This is a genomic window from Aurantibacter sp. UH7 (assembly GCF_056839165.1).
The window spans coordinates 830069-853975 of the sequence record NZ_CM166388.1; the positions used below are offsets into that span (position 1 = coordinate 830069).

Consider the following 23907-nt stretch of genomic DNA (forward strand, 5'->3'; position numbering starts at 1 on the left):
ATTGCTTCGCAGACTTTTCTGTCAGCGAAGCAAATGTAACCTTACAAAATTGTATTCTTTTATTTATACATTACTTTTTTAACAGCATTAACAACATCGTTACTATTTGGCAACCATTGCTCTAGTAATACCGGAGAATATGGTGCTGGTGTGTCAGCTGTGTTTATTTTTTCAATAGGCGCATCTAAATAATCAAATGCATGAGATTGAACATGGAATGTAATTTCGGTTGCTACATTCCCAAATGGCCAAGCTTCTTCTAAAATTACCAAACGATTTGTTTTCTTAACTGATTTCAAGACAGCTTCGTAATCTAAAGGCTTAACGGTACGTAAATCAATAATTTCACAACTAATACCCTCTTTCTCAAGTTCATCAGCAGCTTTATATGCCTCTTTTATTATTTTTCCGAAAGAAACAATAGTCACATCAGAACCTTCTCTCTTAATATCGGCCACACCAAGTGGAATAGTAAAATCACCTTCAGGCACTTCACCTTTATCTCCATACATCTGCTCCGATTCCATAAAAATAACTGGATCATTATCTCGTATAGCTGATTTTAATAATCCTTTAGCATCAGCAGGATTAGAAGGTACTACCACTTTTAATCCTGGACAATTAGCATACCAGCTTTCAAAAGCTTGTGAATGCGTTGCCGCTAATTGACCTGCAGAACCAGTAGGCCCTCTAAATACAATAGGACAAGGAAATTGACCACCAGACATCTGACGAATCTTTGCGGCATTATTGATAATTTGATCAATACCAACCAAAGCAAAGTTGAAAGTCATAAATTCAATAATAGGCCTATTACCTGTCATTGTAGATCCAACCCCAATTCCTGCAAAACCAAGTTCCGAAATAGGTGTGTCGAGAACTCGGTCCGGACCGAACTCATCTAACATTCCTTTAGAGGCTTTATAAGCGCCGTTGTATTCAGCAACCTCCTCACCCATTAAATATACGGTTTCATCTTTGCGCATCTCTTCTGTCATTGCTTCAGCGATGGCCTGTCTAAATTGTAGTGTCTTCATATAATTTTATATCAGAATTGCAATTTTTGCAAAGCGGTAACAAAAATAACAAATTAACACACAGAAATTCACTCAATCAAATCAAAATTATCAGGAAATTTTACTATGCATGCATAGTAATTTCGATTTTTAATACTTATCTTAGCCTTCTAAATTAGATGATATCTTACTTAATAAATACCTATGAAAATATTAGTATGTATTAGCAACGTACCTGATACCACGTCAAAAATCAACTTTACAGAAGGTGACACCAAATTTGATACAAATGGGGTACAATTCGTAATTAATCCAAATGACGAATTTGGTCTTACTCGAGCCATGTGGTTTAAAGAAAAACAACAAGCGACTGTTCATGTTGCAACTGTTGGTGATGCTTCGGTAGAACCAACCATGAGAAAAGCATTAGCCATTGGTGCTGATGAGGCTATTCGTATAAATGCCACCCCAACAGACGGTTATTTTGTAGCTAGCCAATTGGCAGATGTTATTAAAAAAGGTGAATACGATTTAATAATTGGTGGCCGAGAATCTATTGATTATAATGGCGGAATGGTACCCGGTATAATATCTAGTCTATTAGATATGAACTTCGTAAATGCATGCATTAGTTTAGAAATAGACGGAAATAATGCAACTGCGATTCGCGAAATAGATGGCGGAAAAGAAACATTAAGTACTGCGCTACCACTAGTAATAGGTTGCCAAAAAGGTCTTGTTGCTGAAAGTGATTTACGTATACCTAATATGCGTGGTATTATGATGGCTCGTAAAAAAACCCTGTCAGTTGTAGAGCCTATTGAAGCAAATAGTGCTACTGAAGACACTAAGTTTGAAAAGCCAGCTGCAAAAGGAGCTGTTAAATTGGTAGATAATGTTGATGATTTAATCAACTTATTACATAATGAGGCGAAAGTCATTTAAAAATAAATACTCAGTATCAAATAACTACGACAATTGTAGTATTTGGATTTACAAATTTGAAATTTAAAAATTTATGTCAGTACTAGTATATACAGAATCGGAAAACGGGTCATTTAAGAAAAGTGCTTTTGAAGTAGCATCATATGCTCATGCGGTTGCTACACAAATGGGCACAACAGTTACAGCTGTTAGCTTTAATTCTTCTGAAGCAGATACTTTAGGCGCTTACGGTGTCTCCAAAGTTTTAAATATTACAGATGATAAGCTAAAAACTTTTAATGCCAAAGCTTATGCCCATGCTCTAGTAGAAGCAGCAAAAGCAGAAAGTACAACAGTTATTGTTATTAGCTCAAGTACAGATTCAAAATTCTTAGCTCCTATATTGGCAGCTCAGTTAAAAGCTGGTTATGTTCCCAATGTGGTAGCTTCACCTGAAAGTACAAGTCCCTTTACTGTAAAGAGAACTGCTTTTAGTAATAAGGGTTTTGCTCAAACTCAGATAAATACCGATGTAAAGATCATTGGTGTTTCTAACAATGCATTTGGAGCTCATGAAAATAGTGCAACGGCGTCCGTTGAAAATTTCACTCCTTCTCTAAGCGAAGGAGATTTTAATGTGAAATCTATAGAAATTGATAAAGCCGCTGGTAAAGTAACTATTGCCGATGCAGATATTGTTGTTTCTGGAGGTAGAGGCTTAAAAGGTCCTGAAAATTGGGGCATGATTGAAGAATTAGCAGAAGTTTTAGGAGCAGCAACAGCATGTTCTAAACCGGTATCAGATATGGGATGGCGACCACATGGTGAACACGTGGGCCAAACCGGAAAACCTGTAGCAAGTAACTTATACATTGCAATAGGTATATCTGGAGCCATTCAGCATCTAGCTGGGGTTAGTGCTTCTAAAGTAAAAGTTGTAATAAATACTGATGAAGAAGCACCTTTTTTTAAGGCTGCCGATTACGGTATTGTAGGTGATGCTTTTGAAGTAGTTCCACAACTAGTTCAAAAATTAAAAGAATTTAAGGCGCAAAACGCCTAAATTTTGTTAATTTGCGCCCAATAAAGGCCTGTTTAAATAGTTGGTACGCCTTACATTTAAACGGCCTTTTATTTTTTTTAAATAGACTATGAGTTTAGTACGGTTAAAAATCAAGGGAATATCATACAGTCAAACCCAAAATGGCGCTTATGCCCTAATTTTAAATGAGGTTGATGGTGATCGCAAGTTGCCTATAGTAATAGGTGCATTTGAAGCACAATCTATAGCAATAGCTCTTGAGAAAGAAATTAAACCCCCAAGACCACTCACTCATGATTTATTTAAAAATTTCTCCGATCGTTTTGATATAGTTGTTAAGCAAGTTATCATTCATAAATTAGTTGATGGAGTATTTTACTCTAGTATTATTTGTGAACGCGAGAAAATTGAGGAGATTATAGATGCACGAACAAGTGACGCTATTGCCTTAGCATTGCGTTTTGACGCCCCTATATTCACTTATAAAACTATTCTAGACAAAGCTGGAATTTATCTTAAGTTTTCTTCAAAAGATAAAGAAAATGAAGATGAAGACGACAGTATTGTCGTAGATGAAATTTTACAAGAAAGCGAAACTGTTGAAATTGATACTGCAGCCGCAACAAGTGGTTATTCAGAGCTTACTATTGATGAATTAAATAAAGAGTTAGACAAAGCTGTTGCTAACGAAGATTACGAAAAGGCAGCGAAATTGCGAGACGAAATCTCAAAAAGAAATTAATTGTCATAAAAGCATTTTATGAAACCGAACTACTGGTTTTTACTTATTGCTTTATTTGTTGCACTACCTGTAATATCTCAAGAAACACCAATTACCGAAAACTTAAAGAATGTAGTTGAATCTGCTAATTTAAATGATGTAGCAAACGCGACTCTAATTCCAAACGAAGGTTTTACTATACATAGTTTATGGCGAGGAATGCTTGGGATGGCCGTACTAATTCTAATATCTTTCCTTTTTAGTGCAAATAGAAAAGCAGTTAATTGGAAGACTGTAGGCGTTGGATTAGCCATTCAATTACTAATCGCCATAGGCGTTTTAAAAGTCCCTTTTATAAAAATAATATTTGAAAAAATAGGACAAGTTTTTGTAAGTATATTGGATTTTACAAGAGCTGGAAGTCAATTTTTATTTGAAGGTCTGGTGGCCGACATGAGCACTTTTGGTTACATATTTGCTTTTCAAGTATTACCAACAATCATTTTCTTTTCAGCACTAACATCTGTTCTTTTTTATCTCGGAATAATTCAAAAAGTAGTTAAAGCTTTAGCTTGGTTACTATCAAAAGCACTTGGTATTTCAGGAGCAGAGAGTTTAAGTATAGCCGGTAATATTTTTCTAGGTCAAACCGAAGCACCATTGCTAATAAAGCCCTACTTAGAAAAAATGAACAAGTCAGAAATGTTACTTGTTATGGTTGGCGGCATGGCCACTGTTGCGGGTGCAGTATTGGCAGCATATATTGGATTTTTAGGTGGTGACGACCCCATTCTTCGCCTACAATTTGCAAAACATTTATTAGCAGCCTCAGTAATGGCAGCACCAGGCGCAATTGTAGTTTCAAAAATATTATACCCACAAACCGAAGTGGTAAATACCGACGTACAAGTTTCTTCAGAAAAAATTGGTACAAATTTTCTAGATGCAATTGCCAATGGTACAACAGAAGGTTTAAAATTAGCTGTAAATGTTGGTGCTATGCTTTTAGTTTTCGTGGCATTTATTGCCATGTTCAATGGTATTTTCGGTTGGATAGGTGAATGGACTACTATAAACACATGGATTGCCGAAAATAGCATGTACGACAAACTTTCTTTAGAGGCGATTCTAGGAACCGTTTTTGCTCCTTTAATGTGGCTAATTGGCGTAGCCGATGAAGATATTATGTTGATGGGCCAACTTTTAGGAATTAAATTAGCTGCTAGTGAATTTATAGGCTACATACAATTATCTGAATTAAAGAATGTAGCAAGTGCAACACATTTTACCTATAACAAATCGGTAATTATGGCAACGTATATGCTCTGTGGTTTTGCAAATTTTGCATCTATAGGAATTCAAATTGGTGGTATTGGATCACTAGCTCCAGGCCAACGAAAAACACTTTCTGAATTTGGCATGCGTGCTGTTTTAGGTGGCTCAATTGCTTCATTACTTTCTGCTACTATTGCAGGCATGATTTTAGGCTAAATACCCCTGTGCTACCAAAAGGGATTTTTTATCTTATTTCGTTAATAATTATTGATAACTGAGAAATTTTTAAGCTGATTAAAAAATCTTCTTTGTTTATTTTTGTTAAAATAAACTCACCCAAAATGGAGTTTCCTTTTAGGAGCTTAGGGTTTTTCTTATGAAGCAATATCACGATTTACTAAAGCACGTACTCGAAACTGGCAACCAAAAAGGTGACCGAACTGGTACCGGAACTAAAAGTGTATTTGGTTATCAAATGCGTTTTAACCTTAGTGAAGGTTTTCCAATGGTTACCACCAAAAAACTACATTTAAAATCCATTGTTTATGAATTACTATGGTTTTTAAAAGGAGATACAAATATTAAATATCTTCAAGAAAATGGCGTGCGCATTTGGAATGAATGGGCCGATGACAATGGAGATTTAGGTCCTGTTTATGGTCATCAATGGCGCAATTGGAATAATGACGAAATCGACCAAATTAAAGAAACAATTCAATCTTTAAAAAACAACCCTAATAGTAGAAGAATGTTAGTTTCAGCATGGAACCCAAGTGTGCTGCCTGATACTTCAAAATCATTTTCAGAAAATGTTGCGAATGGTAAAGCGGCATTACCACCATGTCATGCCTTTTTCCAATACTATGTTGCCAATGGAAAATTATCTTGTCAATTGTATCAAAGAAGTGCCGATATTTTTTTAGGTGTACCTTTTAATATTGCTTCTTATGCCCTATTTACAATGATGATGGCGCAAGTTTGTGGTTTTGAAGCCGGAGATTTTATTCACACTTTTGGTGATGCACATATTTACGATAATCATATGGACCAAGTAGAATTACAATTAAGTAGAGATTGTAGGCCACTTCCAAAAATGATGATAAACCCTAATGTAAAAGATATCTTCGATTTTAAGTTTGAAGACTTTACACTTGTAGATTATAATCCACATCCGCATATTAAAGGTGCTGTAGCAATTTAATAAAGTTAAAATGAGAGTAATAGTCCTAGTAACAATTATTTTATTCACTTCTAGCACTATCAATTCACAAAATACAACCATATACAATTCAAATGATATTGACGAGTATCCTCATTTCATTGAGAAAAAATGTATTCACGATAATAGTTCTAAGGCGTGTTTTAAAAATCAGTTAAACGAACATATAACAGCACACTTTAATTACCCTTTAGATGCATTAAAAAAGAATATAACTGGCAATGTATATGTGCAATTTATTATTAACGCTGATGGCACTATAAAAGACATAAAAACAAGATCAAAACACAAATCTTTTGAAACAGAAGGTGCGCGAATTATATCACTAATACCTAAATTAACTCCAGGAAAAATTAAAGGGGTTGCCGTTGCTATGTACTACAATTTACCAATTTCATTTAATATGACGACTGATAAGAATGGTAAATTAAAACCAAAAACAATCTTTATAGATACAGATAATCGCAAAAACTCTAATTCTTTACAGGCGTACAATACAGTTGCCAGAGCACCACTATTTATAGGGTGCGAAGATGAGAAAAACACTTCTGTTTGTTTTAAAGAAAAATTGACTGATGAATTATTTAACATGATGCTTAAAAATAATTCAAAACAACCTGAATTCACCGCCAAAATTTATTTTGAAATAACTATTGATAAATCAATCAAAAACGTAATCGTATTAAATTCTAATCAGAAGACCAAGAGTACTATTGAGCAATTTTTAACCACTACTAAAAGCATAAAAGAAGCTGCAAAAGATAGTTCTGGAGAATTTATAGCTTGTTTTTTTACCACAGATATCAAATTAATAAAAGGACCTAATGATAGTGGTTACATTAAAATAAAAAATTAGTATTATTTTAAAAACAAAAAAGCCGAATTGCATTAAACAATTCGGCTTTCGATTTTTTCTCTTAAATGCTTATACTTCTAATACAGCATTTTCACTACCTGCAAAATCGTTCCATTGGTAACGATCAGCTTCACTTTCGTTTACGTAGTTCCCGTCAATAATATACTTAAATTCGTAAGTACTCTCTTTTGGCAATTCAATAGACCCTTTGAAACTACCATTTTTTAATTTTTTTAAAGCGCTAGCTTTATTTGCTTTCCAATTGTTGAAATCACCAACAACTGCAACTTTTTTCGCTTCTTCACCAGGTACAGTAAAAGTAACTTTACAAACTGGTTTCGTTTTTAAATATTGTTTTGCGATTGACATAATAACTGAGTTTAAAATTCACCGTAAATCTACTACACTAAAATATTCAAATGCAATGTCCATTGCATTTTTATCATTTTGATAATATTTGGATATCAAATAAATTAGTATTGCATTTTTAAGCACTCATTTATTAACAGAAAGCAATTGTTAAGTCTCTGTTTTTAAGATTTTTACAATTTCTTTTATATCGTTTTTGGTGTTATAAATATGAAAACTTAAACGTATTCCGTCACCACGTTGCGAACAAATTATATTTTTTGCTTCTAGCTTTTTAAATAAACTAGTATTACCAGTTATATTAAAAATGGTACTGTGTTTTTTTCTGTTTACAACAGCAGAACTTAATAAATTTAAAGCCGATAATTCTTCTTTTGCACAGTTAGATAATTCCAACAATTTTTCTTCAATTTTGTCTTTTCCAATATTCTCAAAATATTCCATCGACATCTTTAAACTTCCAAAGTTTAATGTATCTAAATGTCCAGGTTCGAAAAATTTTGCAAAACGAAGCGAATCTTTTTTAGATGGTTCAGCATTAGCGGAATTGAAGCCTATTGTTTTTAAATCCGAACGACTTTTTACTGTATCCTTAAAAAGCATAAAACCATTTCCATAACCACTCAACATCCATTTATAACTACTAGCACCTAGAACATCAATCGCCGAATTATTAAAATCAAATACATCGGTACCACAAAACTGTGTTCCATCAGCTATAATAAGTAATTCGGGAAATTCTAATTTTAGACTTTTAAGAAAATCTAAATCAATTTTAATTCCGTCTAACCATTGTATAACACTAATTGCAAATACCGTAATATCTTCTTCTACTACTTTTTGTCTTATATTTTCTTCAAGATTTTCATCCAACTTAGCGTAAGAGATTGAAAAACCTCTTCGTTCAAAAGGCCATGCAACTGATGGGTAATCGTTTTCTATTAAAAGAACTTTTTCCTTGCTATCTAATCCTTCCAATAAAATATTAATCCCGATAGAAAAATTCTGAACAAGCGCCACGTTATCATATTTACAGTTAAAAAAACGCGCAACAGTTTCTCGAGTTTCATTTAAGATTTCACGGGCATTATCTCGCATAATACTGCCGCCATGCAATAGTTCCTGATCATGTTCGCTACGCCATTGCATCAACTTAGAATATGGCAAACCTGATGATGCAGTATTTGCATAAATACATTTTTTAAAAACAGGAAAATCGTTTCGTATGTGCTCCATTATATCAATTTTAATAAGACCATTTTAGATAGTGCTACTAAATCTTATCTTTGTGATAAAGATAACCATTTGGTATGTTCTCAAAGAGCAAGAAAATGTCGGAAGTTGATTTAGAACAGCATGAAATGCTAGAGTCGGCGCAATCTCGTGTTAAGCAAAAGAAAAGGTTGTATTCGCATTTTGTAATATTTTTAATTGGTAGTGTGTTTTTAATCTTATTAAATAAGATTTTAAAATACGGTGCTGAATACGATTGGTTTATTTGGGCCATAACTTTTTGGGCATTTTTGTTTGTAATTCATGCTTTTAATGTTTTTATTACGCAACAGTTCATGGGTAAAGATTGGGAAAGAAAACAGCGTGAAAAATTAGTTGCAAAGCAAAAAGCTAGAATAGCAGAACTTCAAAAAGAAATTGAAACAGATTTTCCACTATCGCAAATCAATAAAAAAAAGAGCAATGAGTACCCTTTGTATGATAGCAGCTGCAGCGGAAAATAATGCACTAGGCAAAGACAACGATTTACTTTGGCATTTACCCGACGATTTCAAGCGTTTTAAAAGGTTAACTACAGGGCATTCGATTATTATGGGGCGAAAAACTTATGATAGTTTTCCAAAACCATTACCAAATAGAAGGCATATAATTATAACAAGAGATTCTGAATACAAAGTTGATTATGAACATTGTTTCGTAGTAAATTCACTTTTAGAGGCATTAGAGTTATGCAAAAGTGAATCGCTAAGCTATATCATAGGAGGTGGAGAAATTTATGCTCAGGCCGAAAAATTTTCAAATAAAATTGAATTAACTCGTGTACATGGCTCATTTGAAAATGCTGACACCTATTTTCCGGTAATAGATTTTAAGAAATGGGAATTAATTTTTGAAGAATATCACCCAGCAGACGAACGACATAAATATGCTTTTACCTATCTAACTTATGTTAGAAAATAACTTTGACTAAAAGTTTAGGTAAGAAACCATTGCACTATCATCATCCACAAAACTATTAAGAACGGCCACATCGGTATTTGTATAGAATTGTATAGCACTTTTATCTTTCGAAAAATTTAGCAGCTTATTTTTCTCTAAAATAGCTTTCGTTTGTAGCGCTACTGCTTCACCAGAGTCTATAATTTTTACATCTGAAGGAAGCATCTCTTGCAATACAGGAATTAAATATGGATAATGCGTACATCCGAGCACCAAGTAATCTATCCCAGCAACTATCATCGGTTCTAAGTATTTTTCAAGTAGTATTTTAGTTTCAATACTTTCTACTTTCCCAGATTCAATTAAATCTACGAGACCAGAACCTTCGCGTTCAATAATTTTAATTCCACTTGCATGATTTTCCGAAGTACTATGAAAAAGACTACTAGACAAAGTGCCCTTTGTTGCTAAAATTCCAACAGTCTTAGAAGTAGACCGTAACGCGGCAGGCTTTATAGCAGGCTCAATACCAATAAAAGGAACCTCATAATTTGCGCGTAAATAATCAATGGCATTGGTGGTCGCAGTATTACAAGCAACAACAATAATCTTACACTTTCTATTTAGCAGAATTTCGGTATTCTTTATACTTAATTCAAGAATATCCTTTTCAGATTTTTCACCATAGGGCGCATTCTTACTATCTGCTAAGTAAATCGTATTCTCATTTGGTAAAAGTTCGTGTATTTCCTTCCAAATAGAAGTACCCCCTACTCCAGAATCGAACATACCAATGGGTTGCTTACTCATAAATACTTTTTATTCCAAAACCTCAACTATAGGCTTGCCAGTTGTACCACTTGGGAAAGATACGCCTAATAAAGCTGCCATTGTTGGAGCTATATCCGGAATTTCTGTTCGTGCAACGGTACTACCATTTTTAATTCCTTTTCCAAAGAATAAAAGTGGTGCATGTGTATCATAAATTTGTGGCGAACCATGTGTGGATCCAGTTTTAGAATAATTTATAACATCTGGTCTTAATACAAATAGCACATCTCCAGAACGTTTTTGATTGTATCCATTTTGTAAGATATAGGGTATACCGTGTGTAAAATCATTTTGCCACATTTGATACCCGGTATAAACACGATCAATATCTTTATAACTAAGTATTTCTGTTGCCAAACTTTCTTCAACATCTTTAAGACTCATATCCAAGTTTTTAATAACATCATGGTCTAAAAAGATTTGATAATTAGAAACGTCTTTTATAATATCCGTAGTGCCATATTTAAATTTCACAAACTCGGTTAAATTTTCTTGCATTCCTTTACTATCAAAATAAGCAGCCGGTATTTTTTTATCTTTCAAATATGCTGGAACGGGAACTGCAGCATGATCTGCAGACAAAAACACAGTAAATTCTCCAGCACCAACTTTTTTATCCAATACGCTAAAAAGTCTAGACAAATCTTTATCTAATTGTATGTAAGTATCTTGTACTTCTTTAGAATCTACGCCGAACTTATGGCCCACATAATCAGTACTTGAAAAACTAACGGCTAAAAAATCTGGAATATTATCAGCTCCCAAATTCTCACCATCAATAGCGGCTATTGCAAAATCAGCAGTTAAACTATTTCCGTATGGCGAACTTTTTAATATATCGTAACCACCATTTGTTTCCCATAATTTAGGAAAATCATGCGGAAAAGTAGGTGCTGTTTCACCTTTAAACAATCCTTCATAAGCATTATTATCCATTACACTTTCAACATAAGTGTTGATTGGTTTAGCGGTTACCCAAGGCTTTTTATATTTCGCTACGGATTTAGCACTATTAAAATCGGCCACCCATTTTGGTAATTCATTCATATAATAACTACTTGTAATCCAATTAGCAGCAGTATTACCTTCAAACCAATAGGCAGCATTTGCAGTATGACCACCTGGCAACACGGCACCTCTGTCTTTTAAAGCAATAGCTATCGTTTTGCCTCGCATTTGAGTGTGCAATCTTAATTCGTCAGTTATTGTAGTGGTTAACATCCGATGTGGAGACATTTTTCCAGCATTTGAAGTAGAACCTACAGAGGTATAACTGTCATCACCAGCACAATAAACCGATTCACCTAATTCTTTATCATACCAATCATTACCAATTATGCCATGCGTAGCAGGAGAGGTTCCTGTATAAACAGAAGTATGACCAGGTCCTGTACTTGTTGGTGCATAATTAAAATGATTGTTTTTACAATTAAAGCCTTCATTAACCATACGCTTAAATCCACCTTCTTCATAATGACTCCAAAAACGTGTTAGATAATCATATCGCATTTGATCAACAACAATACCAACAACCAACTTTGGTGTGGTTTTAATTGCAACTTCATTTACAATTTCATTATTTTTTTTTGATTTCCGCTGTGCGTTAGCAAAATTTGAACTGAATACTAGAACAAAAATTAGAATGAAAGACTTTAATAATTTGGAATACATATTTATGATATTTGATTCAGTAAATGTAAAGAATTCTGTACTCAAAACGATGTAGATATTTAGCATAAAATTATGGAAATTTCACCCTTTACAAATTTCACCAACCTATTTTTTATACTTTTTTAACATTGCATTTTGAGAAGTACTTTTTTTAAAGAAAAAATAAAAATCAAACATTAAGTAATGCACATAAATGGATAGAATAATCTAAGATATCTTTAGAATACAAGGAATAAACATCATTTGGCAAGAGGCAATTAGAATGTAAAACTCCTTTTATGTAGGAAATTTTACAACGAATCAAAGCCTTCTGATATATTATATTCTTATTTTTACAAGTTGAAGTCTATAAACAATCCATGAACTATTTTGAATCAATTGGCAGCTATGCCATTATGATACGGGAGGTTTTTAAAAAACCAACCAAATGGAAAATCATGAAAACGTTGATTTTAAAAGAAATTGACGAGCTCATGTTTGGTTCCTTAGGAATCATTATTTTCATTTCTTTCTTCATTGGCGGTGTTGTAGCAATACAAACAGCATTAAACTTAACCAACCCATTATTACCTGGGTATTTAATTGGTTTTGCCACGAGACAATCTATTATTTTAGAATTTGCTCCTACCTTTTGTTCCATAATTATGGCTGGTAAAGTAGGCTCCTATATTACATCTAGCATAGGCACTATGCGTGTTACAGAACAAATAGATGCACTAGAGGTTATGGGTATAAATGCCTTAAACTATTTAGTATTTCCAAAAATTATCGCACTATTATTGTATCCTTTTATAATTGCAATAGGTATGTATTTAGGAATTTTTGGTGGATGGCTTGCGACGGTTTCTGGTGGTCATGGAACAAGTGCAGATTTTATTGAAGGTATACAACTAGATTTTATTCCTTTTCATGTTACCTATGCTTTTATAAAGACCTTAGTTTTTGCTTTTTTATTGGCAACCATACCTTCCTATCATGGTTTTTATATGAAAGGTGGCGCATTAGAAGTTGGCAAAGCAAGTACCACTTCTTTTGTTTGGACAAGTGTTGCTATTATCTTTTTAAATCTAATATTAACCCAATTGTTTCTCGGATAATGATACATGTAGACAACATTCATAAATCTTTCGGTGATGCAAAAGTATTAAAAGGAGTTACGGCCACTTTTGAAACTGGGAAAACAAATTTAGTGATTGGACAAAGTGGTTCTGGAAAAACTGTTTTCCTAAAATGTCTATTGGGTTTATTTACTCCTGAAGAAGGTAGTATTAGTTATGACGGAAAAATATACGACGAGCTTTCGGCTGGCGAACAGCGAAATTTACGGCAAGAAATGGGCATGGTTTTTCAAGGTAGTGCGCTCTTCGATTCTATGACAGTAGAAGGCAATGTTAAGTTTCCTTTAGAAATGTTCACCAAACAATCGGCTTCTGAGATGCAAGATCGAGCAGATTTTGTTCTTAAGCGGGTAAATTTAATTGATGCCCATCATAAATATCCCTCAGAAATTTCTGGCGGAATGCAGAAAAGGGTTGCTATAGCAAGAGCTATTGTAATGAACCCGAAGTATCTTTTTTGTGATGAACCTAATTCTGGTCTGGACCCGAAAACAGCTATTATTATAGACAACCTTATTAAAGAGATAACAGAGGAATACGATATTACGACTGTAATCAATACTCATGATATGAACTCTGTGATGGAGATTGGTGAAAAAATACTTTTCCTTAAAAACGGACTCAAAGAATGGGAAGGCACCAACAAAGAAATCTTCAAAACTGATAATGAAGCCGTTACCGATTTTGTTTATTCTTCTGAACTATTTAAAAAAGTACGTCAGATGTATATCGAAGAAAGAAACTAGTTCTAATTAATAGACAAATAGTTAGGCACTATTCAATTACTTCTTTCAATTGAATTTTATCGTTTTTCAATCGCAGCTTCAACCAATCACCAAGTTTTTTTACATCTTTTTCTGTGATATCTTTTTTAGCATCTTTATTCCATTGTACTTCAAATACAGGTATAGTATCCGTTTTAGTAAAATCTGTAACTATAGTTGGCGCATAACTTAATGAAACTAAATTTTCATAATTAGTTCGAGCTTCTGCACTTATATCTGTAAAAGGTATTTGCATACTAGATGACTTTTTCAACCGATTTACTTCAGATTCCAATAATAGAATTTTATCATCTTTACTAGACAATTGGTCTTTTTGTGATTCATACAATTCACTAACATACTTTAGTTGGTTAGCATCTTTACCTTGCGAACCTTGAATTACTTTTAATTCAACATTTTCCAAATGACTATACGATTTCATTTTAGCTTCCCAGGTAGCTAGCACACCATCTGGCACACCTTCATTACCCATAAAAATAAGTTCAATAGTAGAAGTAATATTTCTTTTAAAAAGAAGATCTGTTCCAGATAAATCTTTACTATTATATTGTAAAACAGACAAATCTTTTAAAAACCTACCATCCTCTGTAAACTGATATGGCAGTACATTTTCAATAATAAATTGATTGGCCTCACTTTTAAATTCAAATTCTTTATAAACCCCCCAGAATATGAGTCCTGCTGGTATCATTACAGCAAAAGCTACTAAAGAAACCAAACGCGCAATTAGCCGTCGTCTTTGGGAATTCGCATAACGCACCATAGGAAAACGCAATAGCTTCAACACCAAAAATGTCGCCAAGGCGATGAAAATAGTATTAATACCAAAAAGCAAAAGCGCACCTCCTGCATAGCTAAAATTACCAATAGCTAAGCCAAAACCTACCGTGCACAATGGTGGCATTAAAGCTGTTGCAATTGCAACACCAAAAATAACACTGGCTACAGTTCCTTTTTTTGCTCTAGCAATTACCAGGGCTAATCCACCAAAAAAGGCAATTAGTACATCTCTAATATCTGGTTTTGTTCTTGCTAAAAGTTCTGAAGATTCTGCTTGAAGTGGAAAAAAGAGAAAAAATAAGTATGCAGTAAGCACACTCAAAACAACCATTACCGCTAAATTCTTTAATGACCTTCTTAGGGTATCAATATCATTAATAGCCAAAGACATTCCCATGCCCAAAATCGGCCCCATAAGCGGCGAAATTAACATGGCACCAATAACCACTGCAGTAGAATTTGCATTCAACCCAATAGATGCAATAAAAATTGAACAAACAAGAATCCAAGACGTATGCCCTTTAAATGGAATATCAGCAATTATAGCCTCTTTCGTAGCTTCTTGATCCGTATTAGTTCTAATATCTAAAAGTTCTGAAAGAAACTTTTTTATACTTCCTAGAAGACCTTCAAAATCTTTTTTGACATCCTCTTTACTTTTAATCGGCTCTTCTTCTACAACAATTTTTTCCTTTTTATTCAGATCCTCGCTCATACTAATAAATTAATCATGCGTAATTATCTCCGAATTTCTCTTTGACTTTCGCCACTACTTGTTTAATATCTTGTTCTTTTGACTTCGGATAGATCATTAATACATCTTCCTTATCAATAATAATATAATCTTCGAGCCCGTCTACCACAACAATTTTGTCTTTTGGTGAACGAATCATATTTCCATGCGCATCTTCTGCTATTACTTTACTATTAACGATGGCATTTTTGTTTTCGTCTTTATCTAACTTATCATAAAGAGAACCCCATGTACCTAAATCATTCCAATCGAAAGTTGCAGGAAGCACATAAATCGATTTTGAATTTTCTAAGATCGCATAATCTATTGATATATTTTCTGCCTTCGGATAATTTTCTTTTATAAAACTACTTTCATCCGTTGTATTATAAACAGACATGCCAGATTCAAATAATGCGTATTGCGCAGGCTGAAAGTTCTTAAACGCATTCACAATTGTTTTTACGCTCCACATAAAAATACCAGCATTCCATAAAAAATTACCTTGCGCCAAAAATTCTTTTGCCGTTTCGTAATCAGGCTTTTCTCTAAACTGATTTACTTTTTTTATCGCTGTAGTACTTTCTTTATCAAATTCAATATAACCAAATCCAGTATTCGGAAATGAAGGTTTTATTCCCAAAGTACACAGAACGTCTTCATCTTCACATTTCTTAAAACAAGTAGTTACATCTTCAGAAAACGCAGTTTCATCTTCTATCCAATGATCACTAGGTGCTACAATCATAATACCATCCGGATTCATTTTCTGAATCTTTAACGCAGCATACAGAATACAAGGAGCAGTATTGCGCATTGCTGGCTCTAGCACCACTTGTTCTTGTTTAACTAATGGTAATTGTTCTAATACCAAATCGTTGTAACGTTCATTGGTTAAGATTAAGATATTTTCTGTGGGTACAAATTTATTTAGGCGTTTGAAGGTTTTTTGAATCAAAGAATCTCCAGTTCCCAACATATCGTGAAATTGTTTCGGATTTTCTGTTGTACTCATTGGCCAAAAACGTGATCCGACTCCACCTGCCATTAGTACTGCGTAATAATTCTTATTCATGTTGTTTGTTTTACAATAAGCTTCAAAACTAACATTCTTGGCCTATTTTAAGTTTTTATCAATTCTACTTCAGCATTGGGTTGAAATAAATACATATTACCCGTCGCTATTTCTATACATTCATAGCGTTTTACACGTTTATTGCCCTTTTTGAAGATTTTACCATTGTATAAACGAAATATGCTACCTAATGGTATTTCAAAAACGTAGGAATTTTCTGATTGTTGCGTATCAAAATGTTTTAATGCTATTGATAAGCGTGCATCTGTACTACTACTCGCTTTCGGATTTCTAAAATGCTTCGCTAAAAGTGGTAATAATTGAGGCGGAAAAACCTCTGGGCGAATAAACGGAAGCATTAAATGCTGAAAAGTACGTTTCCACTCTAAACCATGAGGTTTAATATTCCGACCGAATTTCTCAAAAGCTATTAAATGAGCAATTTCATGAATTAAAGTTATTAGAAATCGGTATTTATTTAGTGATGCGTTGACAGTAATTTTATGCTTTCCATTTGCCAGTTTTTGATAATCACCATGTCGTGTAACGCGATCGTTAACAATTTTTAAATGCACACCAGAGTGCTGAATCAATTCTAGGCAAGGTGACACAGCAGTTTCGGGCAAATATTTATTTAGGATGTTATCCATGATAACAAAAATACATATTTGATTTTGTAGATGTACAACTTTAAGAAAATCTAACATTAATAAATCGCTATCCTAAATCTATGCCAATCAGCACATACCTCCTCAAAAAAAACCCTATTTTTGGCCAAAATTTTAGTCTTGAACAAAGCTTTTACATTATTACTGCTATTGTGTACAACAGTGCAATTACTTGCTCAAGAGACTGAAAAAGAGCCCGCGCAAATTAATATTGTACATGGTGCGAACTTCACGAAAGATGAGTCCAAATTTCCGGACGCTGCCATTTTTCAGAAAGATGAACTACAAGTGCAGTTCGAGCACGAAGGCGCTGATATGTGGTGCGACATCGCTATTTACTATATTAAGGAAAACAAGATAAAAGCTATTGGTAATGTACGCGTACAACAAGGTGACTCAGTATTAATGACAAGTGGCAAGGTAGATTATGATGGCAACCTTAAAATGGCAAAGGCTTGGGAAAATGTGCTATTAAAAAGCGAAACCAATGCTAATGGTAACATGACGTTGCAAACCGATACGCTCTATTTTGATCGTGAAAAACAAGAATCGTATTACGATAGCTTTGGTACAGTAATCGATTCTGCAAATACCCTTACTAGTGAAATCGGTAAGTATTTTCTAGAAACCAAAAAATACCAATTTTTAGATAGCGTACATATAAATAATGCGAAATACATATTAGATTCTGAGCAATTAGATTATTATACCACCTCTAAAAACGCTTACATGTATGGCCCCTCAACAATTACCGGTGCCGATTATAAAATGTATTGCGAAAGAGGTTTTTATGATACTAAAATTGAAAATGGCTATGGTATTAAAAACACAACCATACATTACAACAATAGAATAATGGAGGGCGATAGTGTTTATTTTGATAGAGCATCAGAATTTGCCTCAGCAACCAACAATATTACTGTTTTAGATACGATTAACAAAGGACTTATTAAAGCACATTACGCTGAAGTTTTTAAAGCAAAAGATTCTGTTTTTGCAACCAAACGTGCTGTATCTATTGGCCTTATGGAAAACGATTCTGTTTTTATTCATGGAGACACACTAATGGCTACTGGCAAACCCAACAAAAGAGTATTGCGTGCTTTTAGAAATGCTAAAATTTTTAAAACCGATATGAGCGGTAAATGTGATTCTATACATTCAGAGCAATATAATGGCCTAACACAATTGATTAAAAATCCGGTGGTTTGGAATGGTGAAAACCAAATGACAGGTGATAGTATTCATATCATATCCGACTTAAAAACAGAAAAAATAGACTCCCTAAAGGTAATCGAAAATGCATTTTTAGTCTCACAAGATAGCATTGGCAAAGTTGGTTTTAATCAAGCGAAAGGAGTCAATCTTTATGGTAAGTTTATTGAAAATGAAATGAAGTATATAGATTTAGTAAAGAACACCGAAGTTATTTACTACATGTATAATGATGACAATGAATTAATAGGTATTGATAAAACCATATGCAGCGAAATTAATATTACCCTTGCAAATAACGATGTTGAGGAACTTACTTTTATTACCGATCCTAATGGCGATATATTTCCGGAGAAAGAGCTCCCCGAAAACAGTCGACTATTAAAAGGATTTATTTGGCGTGGAGACGAACGTCTTTTAACCAAAGATGATATTTTCGACGAAGACGACAATACTATAGAGTTGGTAACCATCAATGGAATTGAGAGCCCCATTGATATTGACGCCGAAGAAGAAGCACGTTCTAAAAATGCGGGTGACCCAATTAATAAAATTCCAATTTCAACACCAAAAGCTATAGATCCAAAAGCACAACCTGCAACAGACAAGTCAAAGTCTAGTGAACTTCCAGAGGAAAAATCCGATACACAATAAGTTATTTGGTTTACAAAAAAGGCTTTAAATTAGGTATCAGCCAAAGCAATAAGACATATTAATATGAAAGAAGATTTTCTAACATATCAATCACAAACGAGTCCCCATCCACTCGGATTAGAAATAGCACGAGCATCGGGTAGTTATGTATATGACACGGCAGAAAAAGCGTATTTAGATTTTGTGGCTGGTGTATCTGCATGTACCTTAGGACATTGCCATCCAAGTATTGTAAGTGCTGTTCAAAAACAAGCTGAACAATATATGCATGTTATGGTGTATGGCGAATTTGCCCTCTCCCCTGCCATAAATTTTTGCAAACTATTAGCAGAGCAATTACCTAAAACATTAGATACCACTTATTTGGTGAATTCTGGTACAGAAGCTATAGAAGGCGCTATAAAATTAGCGAGACGTTATTCCGGAAGAAGCGAACTTATTGCTGCGAAAAACGGATATCACGGCAATACAATGGGCAGTTTAAGCCTACTAGGTCGTGAAGAACGTAAAAGCGCTTTTCGCCCCTTAATTCCCGATGTAAACTTTATTGAGTTTAATAAAGTAGATGATTTACAAAAAATAACAGCCAAGACTGCAGCCGTAGTTTTAGAAACAATACAAGGTGGAGCAGGTTTTATTCTTCCTAAAGATGGGTATTTAGAAAAAGTACGGGAACGTTGCAATGAAACAGGAAGTATATTAATACTTGATGAAATACAACCAGGATTCGGGAGAACTGGAAGACTATTTGCTTTTCAACACTACAATTGTGTCCCCGATATATTAGTAATGGGAAAAGGCATGGCCTCAGGGTTACCAGTAGGGGCATTTACAGCCGCTAACAAAATGATGGCTACTTTGCAAAGCAATCCAAAATTGGGCCATATAACAACATTTGGAGGTAATCCAGTAATTGCAGCAGCAAGTCTAGCCACTTTACAAGAATTAACACAGGGTGAATTAATTGCAGATACCCTTGTAAAAGAAAAATTGTTTAGAAAACTATTGCAGCACAAAAGAATAATAGAAATTAGAGGTAGAGGATTAATGCTAGCGCTAATAGTCGAAGATGAAGAAGTTGCCAATAAAATTATATTAAAAAGCATGCAAAAAGGCCTGCTTTTATTTTGGCTTTTGTTTGAACCACATGCTGTACGTATATCACCGCCATTAACCATATCTATTGAAGAAATTGAGCAAGGCTGCAGTACTATTTTAAGTATATTGAATGATATTTAAAACCGATGTTAACTAATTTGTTGATAATATCGTTCGACTTCAAGCAAAAAACAATCACAAACAATTACTTTTAAATCCGAAGTTCAACCCAAAATATATGATGACTCCAGAGTCAAATGAACGACCTGACGAACCGGTAATAAAGTTCGAATCGATGCTAAAAACAGACGATATCTATTTCTTCGATGCAGAAGACTTTGAAGATATTGTGCATCATTATTTGAACAACGGTAAAATTTCTTTAGCTAAAAAAGCAATTAAGATAGGCTTACAACAACACCCTGGCTGCATTGAGCTTAAGCTGTTAGATGTAGAAGTTTTGGTATTTGAAAACAATCTAGATCTTGCTGAAAAAATATTAGACGAATTGCAATTATTAGATTCGCAAAACGAAGAAATATACATTCAGCGTGCTAATATTTACTCGAAGCAAGACAACCATGAAGGTGCAGTAACCTTGCTTCAGAAAGCATTAACCTTAGCAACAAACGGTTTCGAAATTCAGTCTATGATGGGTATGGAATACCTGTTTATGGATGATTTTAAAAAAGCAAAAGAGTGTTTTATAAAATGTCTTGATTTTGATGACCAAGATTATACTGCTTTATACAATGTAATTTATTGCTTCGAATTTTTAGAAGATTTTGATGGCGCCATTTATTATCTGAATGATTATTTAGATAAGAATCCCTATTGTGGCGTGGCCTGGCATCAATTAGGAAAGCAATATGCTACTAAAAAATTATATGCCGAGGCTTTAACCGCTTATGAATTTGCCATAATTTCTGATGACACTTTTATGGGTGCCTATTTCGAGAAGGGCAGAATGCTCGAAAAATTAGGTCGCTTTAAAGATGCCATCGATAATTATGAGACCACCATTAAAATGGAGGATCCCACTTCACATGCTTATCTAAGAATTGGTAAGTGTTATGAGCGTTTACGCAATGACGAAATGGCGAAGTATTATTTTTACCATACCGTACACGAAGATCCTTTACTGGACAAAGGTTGGCTAGCAATAACAGATTTTTACTTTAAGAAAAGGAACTACAAAAAGGCATTTTACTATATCAATAAAGCGATAAATATTGATGGAGAGAATTCAGAATATTGGAAAAAGTGTGCTCAAATAAATAATGCCTTAAGAAATTATCACGAAGCTGATTTTGCCTACAAACAAACTGTTGAATTAGGCAACAAAGAATTAGAGACATGGTTAAAATGGGCAAATGTTTTATCACATATCCACGATTTTGAAAGTGCTATCCAAGTACTTAATCAAGGGCAAGAATATTTTCCAGATAGCGCAAAGCTAGCTTTTAAAAAGGCAGGTTTTTATTTGTTGAATAATGATAAAATAAATGCACGAATTAGTCTTGTGGATGCATTAAAAAACAACTTTGACGAGTTTACATTTTTTGAAAAGGAATTTCCACAGTTTAGTAATACTGAGTGGGCACAACAGGTAATTGCAGGGATAAAAAAGTCATCCAAATAAAAAACCACTTTTACCGTTTATAGTTCACATATACCCATTAAATGGAATCAAGAAATCCTATCCAATACATAATAATCGCCTTAAAAGGAATGGGCATGGGTATTGCCGAACTTGTGCCAGGAGTTTCTGGTGGCACCATTGCTTTTGTAGCAGGCATTTACGAAGAATTTATTTCATCTTTAAACAACATTAATTTAAAAACATTGAATTTATGGCGCAGTCATGGGTTTAAAAGTTTTTGGAATGCACTTAATGGGAATTTTCTCGTAGCATTATTCGTTGGAATGCTAATTAGTATATTTTCATTTTCGAAACTAATTAGTTGGTTGCTAGAAAACCATCCGATTCCATTATGGTCATTCTTTTTTGGTCTTGTTTTGGCAAGTGTATTTTTTGTTGCAAAAGCTATTGAAAAATGGAACCCTGCTAAGGTTATTTTATTTTTATTAGGTGCAGTAGTTGCCTTTTATATTACAAAACTACCGCCTGCTGAAAATTCTGATAGTTTATTATTCTTGTTTTTCTCAGGAGCACTTGCAATTTGCGCAATGATTTTGCCGGGCATATCAGGTTCTTTTATACTGGTTCTCTTAGGGTCATACAAAACCGTTTTAGACGCCGTAGACGAAAGAGATTTCAAAATAATTATTACAGTAGGTCTTGGTGTGGTTTTCGGACTATTGAGCTTTGCTAGGGTTCTAAAGTGGATGTTTAACAATTACAAAAATATAACCTTGGCCATTTTATCAGGTTTTATTTTGGGGTCATTAAATAAAATATGGCCATGGAAAGAAGTCTTAGAAACCCGTATGTACGGTGATAAAGAAAAAATAATAGCTGAACAAAGTATCTCTCCTTTTGCTTTTGAGGGCGAATCGCAATTAATGTATGCGATTATTGCTGCTATCATCGGTTTTTCCCTTATTTTTATTTTGGAAAAAACCGCCTCAAAAAAGTGAGAATTACATGTATGAACCACGTACTTTTATAGATCGATTTTTTTTGGTCATTAAAGGATTGTGCATGGGTGCTGCGAACAAAGTACCCGGTGTATCTGGTGGTATTGTGGCCTATGTTGGCGGCTTCTACGAAGAATTTATTTATTCGCTACAGAAGGTAAATGGCAAGGCTTTCAAACTATTTTTTAGTGGAAGGTTAAGAAGTTTTTATCGGTATATAAACGGTCAATTTCTTACGCTGTTAATTTTTGGTATGCTTGTAAGTTATTTCAGTGTTTCCAAACTCCTCGATTATTTTCTAGAACATAAGGAACTCTATGTTTGGTCTGCCTTTTTTGGTATGATATTAGGATCCATTTATTATATCTCAAAAGATTTTGAACACTGGAATAAGCGCACAATTCCTGCTGGGATAATAGGTTTGATTATAGGAATATCCATTAGTTTTTTAAATCCTGCAAAAGAAAATGACAATCTAATATTTATTTTTTTCTGTGGAATGATTAGTGTATCCGGAATGACGTTACCAGGTCTATCAGGATCATTCATTCTTATTTTATTAGGCAATTATGTTTTGCTTTTAGTCGATTCTGTAAATGCACTTTATGATACTTTTGCCGATGTTCTTCAAGGCAATTTTAGTTTTGTAAATAATAAGGAACGCATTGCAACCTTAAAAATATTAGTAGTCTTTACATTAGGCTCTGCTACCGGTCTTGTTACATTATCTCACCTACTTGGTTTTGTTCTTAAGCATTATAAACATATTACCAATGCCGTTATAATAGGTTTTATTACAGGTTCTTTAGGTGTTGTTTGGCCTTGGAAAAGAACATTATTGCAAGTAGATGAAAATGGAAATGCCCTACTAGACTCTAATGGTAAAGAAATTATTGCAAACTACGAACGATACTTACCAGACTTTACTATTTCTGAAACTTGGTGGGCTTTGTTTTATGTTGTTCTTGGTATATCAATTTTGTTAGCCTTAGGTTGGTACGGGAAAAATGAAGAAAGATTGAAAACGAAAGGCAAATGATTGCCAACAAGTTTTAAATTAATCTATAATATTTCGACTAAAGAT

23 protein-coding genes are annotated in these 23907 nt (G+C 33.9%); 15 read left to right on the plus strand and 8 right to left on the minus strand.

Translation table 11 applies throughout. The annotated features are described in order from the left end of the window. Positions 1 to 59 precede the first annotated feature (59 nt). On the minus strand, positions 60 to 1037 hold the full coding sequence (locus tag UH7x_RS03530) for a pyruvate dehydrogenase complex E1 component subunit beta (protein WP_482362341.1): 978 nt from the start codon (positions 1035 to 1037) through the stop codon (positions 60 to 62). A gap of 183 nt (positions 1038 to 1220) precedes the next feature. Between UH7x_RS03530 and UH7x_RS03535 the strand changes: the two genes are divergently transcribed. The 6 genes from UH7x_RS03535 to UH7x_RS03560 all read left to right on the plus strand — a co-directional run bounded on the left by UH7x_RS03535 (position 1221) and on the right by UH7x_RS03560 (position 7053). After that, positions 1221 to 1961: an electron transfer flavoprotein subunit beta/FixA family protein gene (locus UH7x_RS03535; RefSeq protein WP_482362342.1), complete on the plus strand. Its 741-nt coding sequence runs from the start codon at positions 1221 to 1223 to the stop codon at positions 1959 to 1961. 73 nt (positions 1962 to 2034) lie between these two features. Beyond that, positions 2035 to 3003: an electron transfer flavoprotein subunit alpha/FixB family protein gene (locus UH7x_RS03540; protein ID WP_482362343.1), complete on the plus strand. Its 969-nt coding sequence runs from the start codon at positions 2035 to 2037 to the stop codon at positions 3001 to 3003. Positions 3004 to 3091: 88 nt separating this feature from the next. Beyond that, positions 3092 to 3724 (plus strand): bifunctional nuclease family protein, encoded by a 633-nt coding sequence (locus UH7x_RS03545; protein WP_482362344.1) that lies wholly within the window; start codon positions 3092 to 3094, stop codon positions 3722 to 3724. A gap of 18 nt (positions 3725 to 3742) precedes the next feature. Next, positions 3743 to 5194: a NupC/NupG family nucleoside CNT transporter gene (locus UH7x_RS03550; protein WP_482362345.1), complete on the plus strand. Its 1452-nt coding sequence runs from the start codon at positions 3743 to 3745 to the stop codon at positions 5192 to 5194. Positions 5195 to 5354: 160 nt separating this feature from the next. Then, a complete protein-coding gene (locus UH7x_RS03555; RefSeq protein WP_482362346.1) occupies positions 5355 to 6179 on the plus strand; it encodes a thymidylate synthase in 825 nt (274 codons plus the stop codon). A gap of 10 nt (positions 6180 to 6189) precedes the next feature. Next, complete coding sequence (locus UH7x_RS03560; protein ID WP_482362347.1) at positions 6190 to 7053, plus strand: energy transducer TonB; 864 nt, start codon at positions 6190 to 6192, stop codon at positions 7051 to 7053. A 69-nt stretch (positions 7054 to 7122) separates the two neighbouring features. Here the strand turns inward: UH7x_RS03560 and UH7x_RS03565 are convergent, their stop codons facing one another. Beyond that, on the minus strand, positions 7123 to 7422 hold the full coding sequence (locus UH7x_RS03565; protein WP_482362348.1) for an isoamylase early set domain-containing protein: 300 nt from the start codon (positions 7420 to 7422) through the stop codon (positions 7123 to 7125). Between the two features lie 150 nt (positions 7423 to 7572). Then, complete coding sequence (locus UH7x_RS03570; RefSeq protein WP_482362349.1) at positions 7573 to 8658, minus strand: aminotransferase class V-fold PLP-dependent enzyme; 1086 nt, start codon at positions 8656 to 8658, stop codon at positions 7573 to 7575. Positions 8659 to 8732: 74 nt separating this feature from the next. Between UH7x_RS03570 and UH7x_RS03575 the strand changes: the two genes are divergently transcribed. Both UH7x_RS03575 and UH7x_RS03580 read left to right on the plus strand, forming a co-directional pair. Beyond that, complete coding sequence (locus tag UH7x_RS03575) at positions 8733 to 9158, plus strand: 2TM domain-containing protein (RefSeq protein ID WP_482362350.1); 426 nt, start codon at positions 8733 to 8735, stop codon at positions 9156 to 9158. Next, entirely contained in the window at positions 9118 to 9615 is a 498-nt protein-coding gene (locus tag UH7x_RS03580) for a dihydrofolate reductase (RefSeq protein ID WP_482362351.1), read from the plus strand. The genes UH7x_RS03575 and UH7x_RS03580 overlap by 41 nt, the downstream gene beginning before the upstream one ends. 6 nt (positions 9616 to 9621) lie before the next feature. Here the strand turns inward: UH7x_RS03580 and murI are convergent, their stop codons facing one another. Further along, positions 9622 to 10404 (minus strand): glutamate racemase, encoded by a 783-nt coding sequence (gene murI, locus UH7x_RS03585; RefSeq protein WP_482362352.1) that lies wholly within the window; start codon positions 10402 to 10404, stop codon positions 9622 to 9624. Positions 10405 to 10413: 9 nt separating this feature from the next. Next, a complete protein-coding gene (pafA, locus tag UH7x_RS03590; protein WP_482362353.1) occupies positions 10414 to 12096 on the minus strand; it encodes an alkaline phosphatase PafA in 1683 nt (560 codons plus the stop codon). Positions 12097 to 12455: 359 nt separating this feature from the next. On the opposite strand from pafA, the gene UH7x_RS03595 reads away from it, so the two are divergent. Continuing rightward, complete coding sequence (locus UH7x_RS03595) at positions 12456 to 13193, plus strand: MlaE family ABC transporter permease (protein ID WP_482362354.1); 738 nt, start codon at positions 12456 to 12458, stop codon at positions 13191 to 13193. Then, positions 13193 to 13960, plus strand: a complete 768-nt coding sequence (locus UH7x_RS03600) for an ABC transporter ATP-binding protein (protein ID WP_482362355.1) — start codon at positions 13193 to 13195, stop codon at positions 13958 to 13960. The genes UH7x_RS03595 and UH7x_RS03600 overlap by 1 nt, the downstream gene beginning before the upstream one ends. Positions 13961 to 13988: 28 nt before the next feature. Here the strand turns inward: UH7x_RS03600 and UH7x_RS03605 are convergent, their stop codons facing one another. Genes UH7x_RS03605 through UH7x_RS03615 form a run of 3 tightly spaced genes read right to left on the minus strand, consistent with a single transcriptional unit; the run spans position 13989 to position 17237 of the window. Beyond that, positions 13989 to 15494 carry a DUF389 domain-containing protein gene (locus tag UH7x_RS03605; protein ID WP_482362356.1) on the minus strand — a complete coding sequence of 502 codons (1506 nt, stop codon included), beginning with the start codon at positions 15492 to 15494 and terminating at the stop codon, positions 13989 to 13991. A 13-nt stretch (positions 15495 to 15507) separates the two neighbouring features. Beyond that, a complete protein-coding gene (locus UH7x_RS03610) occupies positions 15508 to 16587 on the minus strand; it encodes a mannose-1-phosphate guanylyltransferase (protein ID WP_482362357.1) in 1080 nt (359 codons plus the stop codon). A gap of 47 nt (positions 16588 to 16634) precedes the next feature. Then, a complete protein-coding gene (locus tag UH7x_RS03615; protein WP_482362358.1) occupies positions 16635 to 17237 on the minus strand; it encodes a SprT-like domain-containing protein in 603 nt (200 codons plus the stop codon). 138 nt (positions 17238 to 17375) lie between these two features. On the opposite strand from UH7x_RS03615, the gene UH7x_RS03620 reads away from it, so the two are divergent. From UH7x_RS03620 to UH7x_RS03640, 5 genes are all read left to right on the plus strand, one after another. Further along, complete coding sequence (locus UH7x_RS03620) at positions 17376 to 19124, plus strand: OstA-like protein (RefSeq protein WP_482362359.1); 1749 nt, start codon at positions 17376 to 17378, stop codon at positions 19122 to 19124. A gap of 63 nt (positions 19125 to 19187) precedes the next feature. Next, positions 19188 to 20363 carry an aspartate aminotransferase family protein gene (locus tag UH7x_RS03625; RefSeq protein WP_482362360.1) on the plus strand — a complete coding sequence of 392 codons (1176 nt, stop codon included), beginning with the start codon at positions 19188 to 19190 and terminating at the stop codon, positions 20361 to 20363. Between the two features lie 100 nt (positions 20364 to 20463). Beyond that, entirely contained in the window at positions 20464 to 21864 is a 1401-nt protein-coding gene (locus tag UH7x_RS03630) for a tetratricopeptide repeat protein (protein ID WP_482363572.1), read from the plus strand. A 41-nt stretch (positions 21865 to 21905) separates the two neighbouring features. After that, positions 21906 to 22823: a polyprenyl-phosphate transporter gene (locus UH7x_RS03635; RefSeq protein ID WP_482362361.1), complete on the plus strand. Its 918-nt coding sequence runs from the start codon at positions 21906 to 21908 to the stop codon at positions 22821 to 22823. A gap of 7 nt (positions 22824 to 22830) precedes the next feature. Continuing rightward, the gene (locus UH7x_RS03640) at positions 22831 to 23862 is read left to right on the plus strand and encodes a DUF368 domain-containing protein (RefSeq protein WP_482362362.1); all 1032 of its coding nucleotides are present in this window, start codon (positions 22831 to 22833) and stop codon (positions 23860 to 23862) included. Positions 23863 to 23907: the final 45 nt, after the last annotated feature.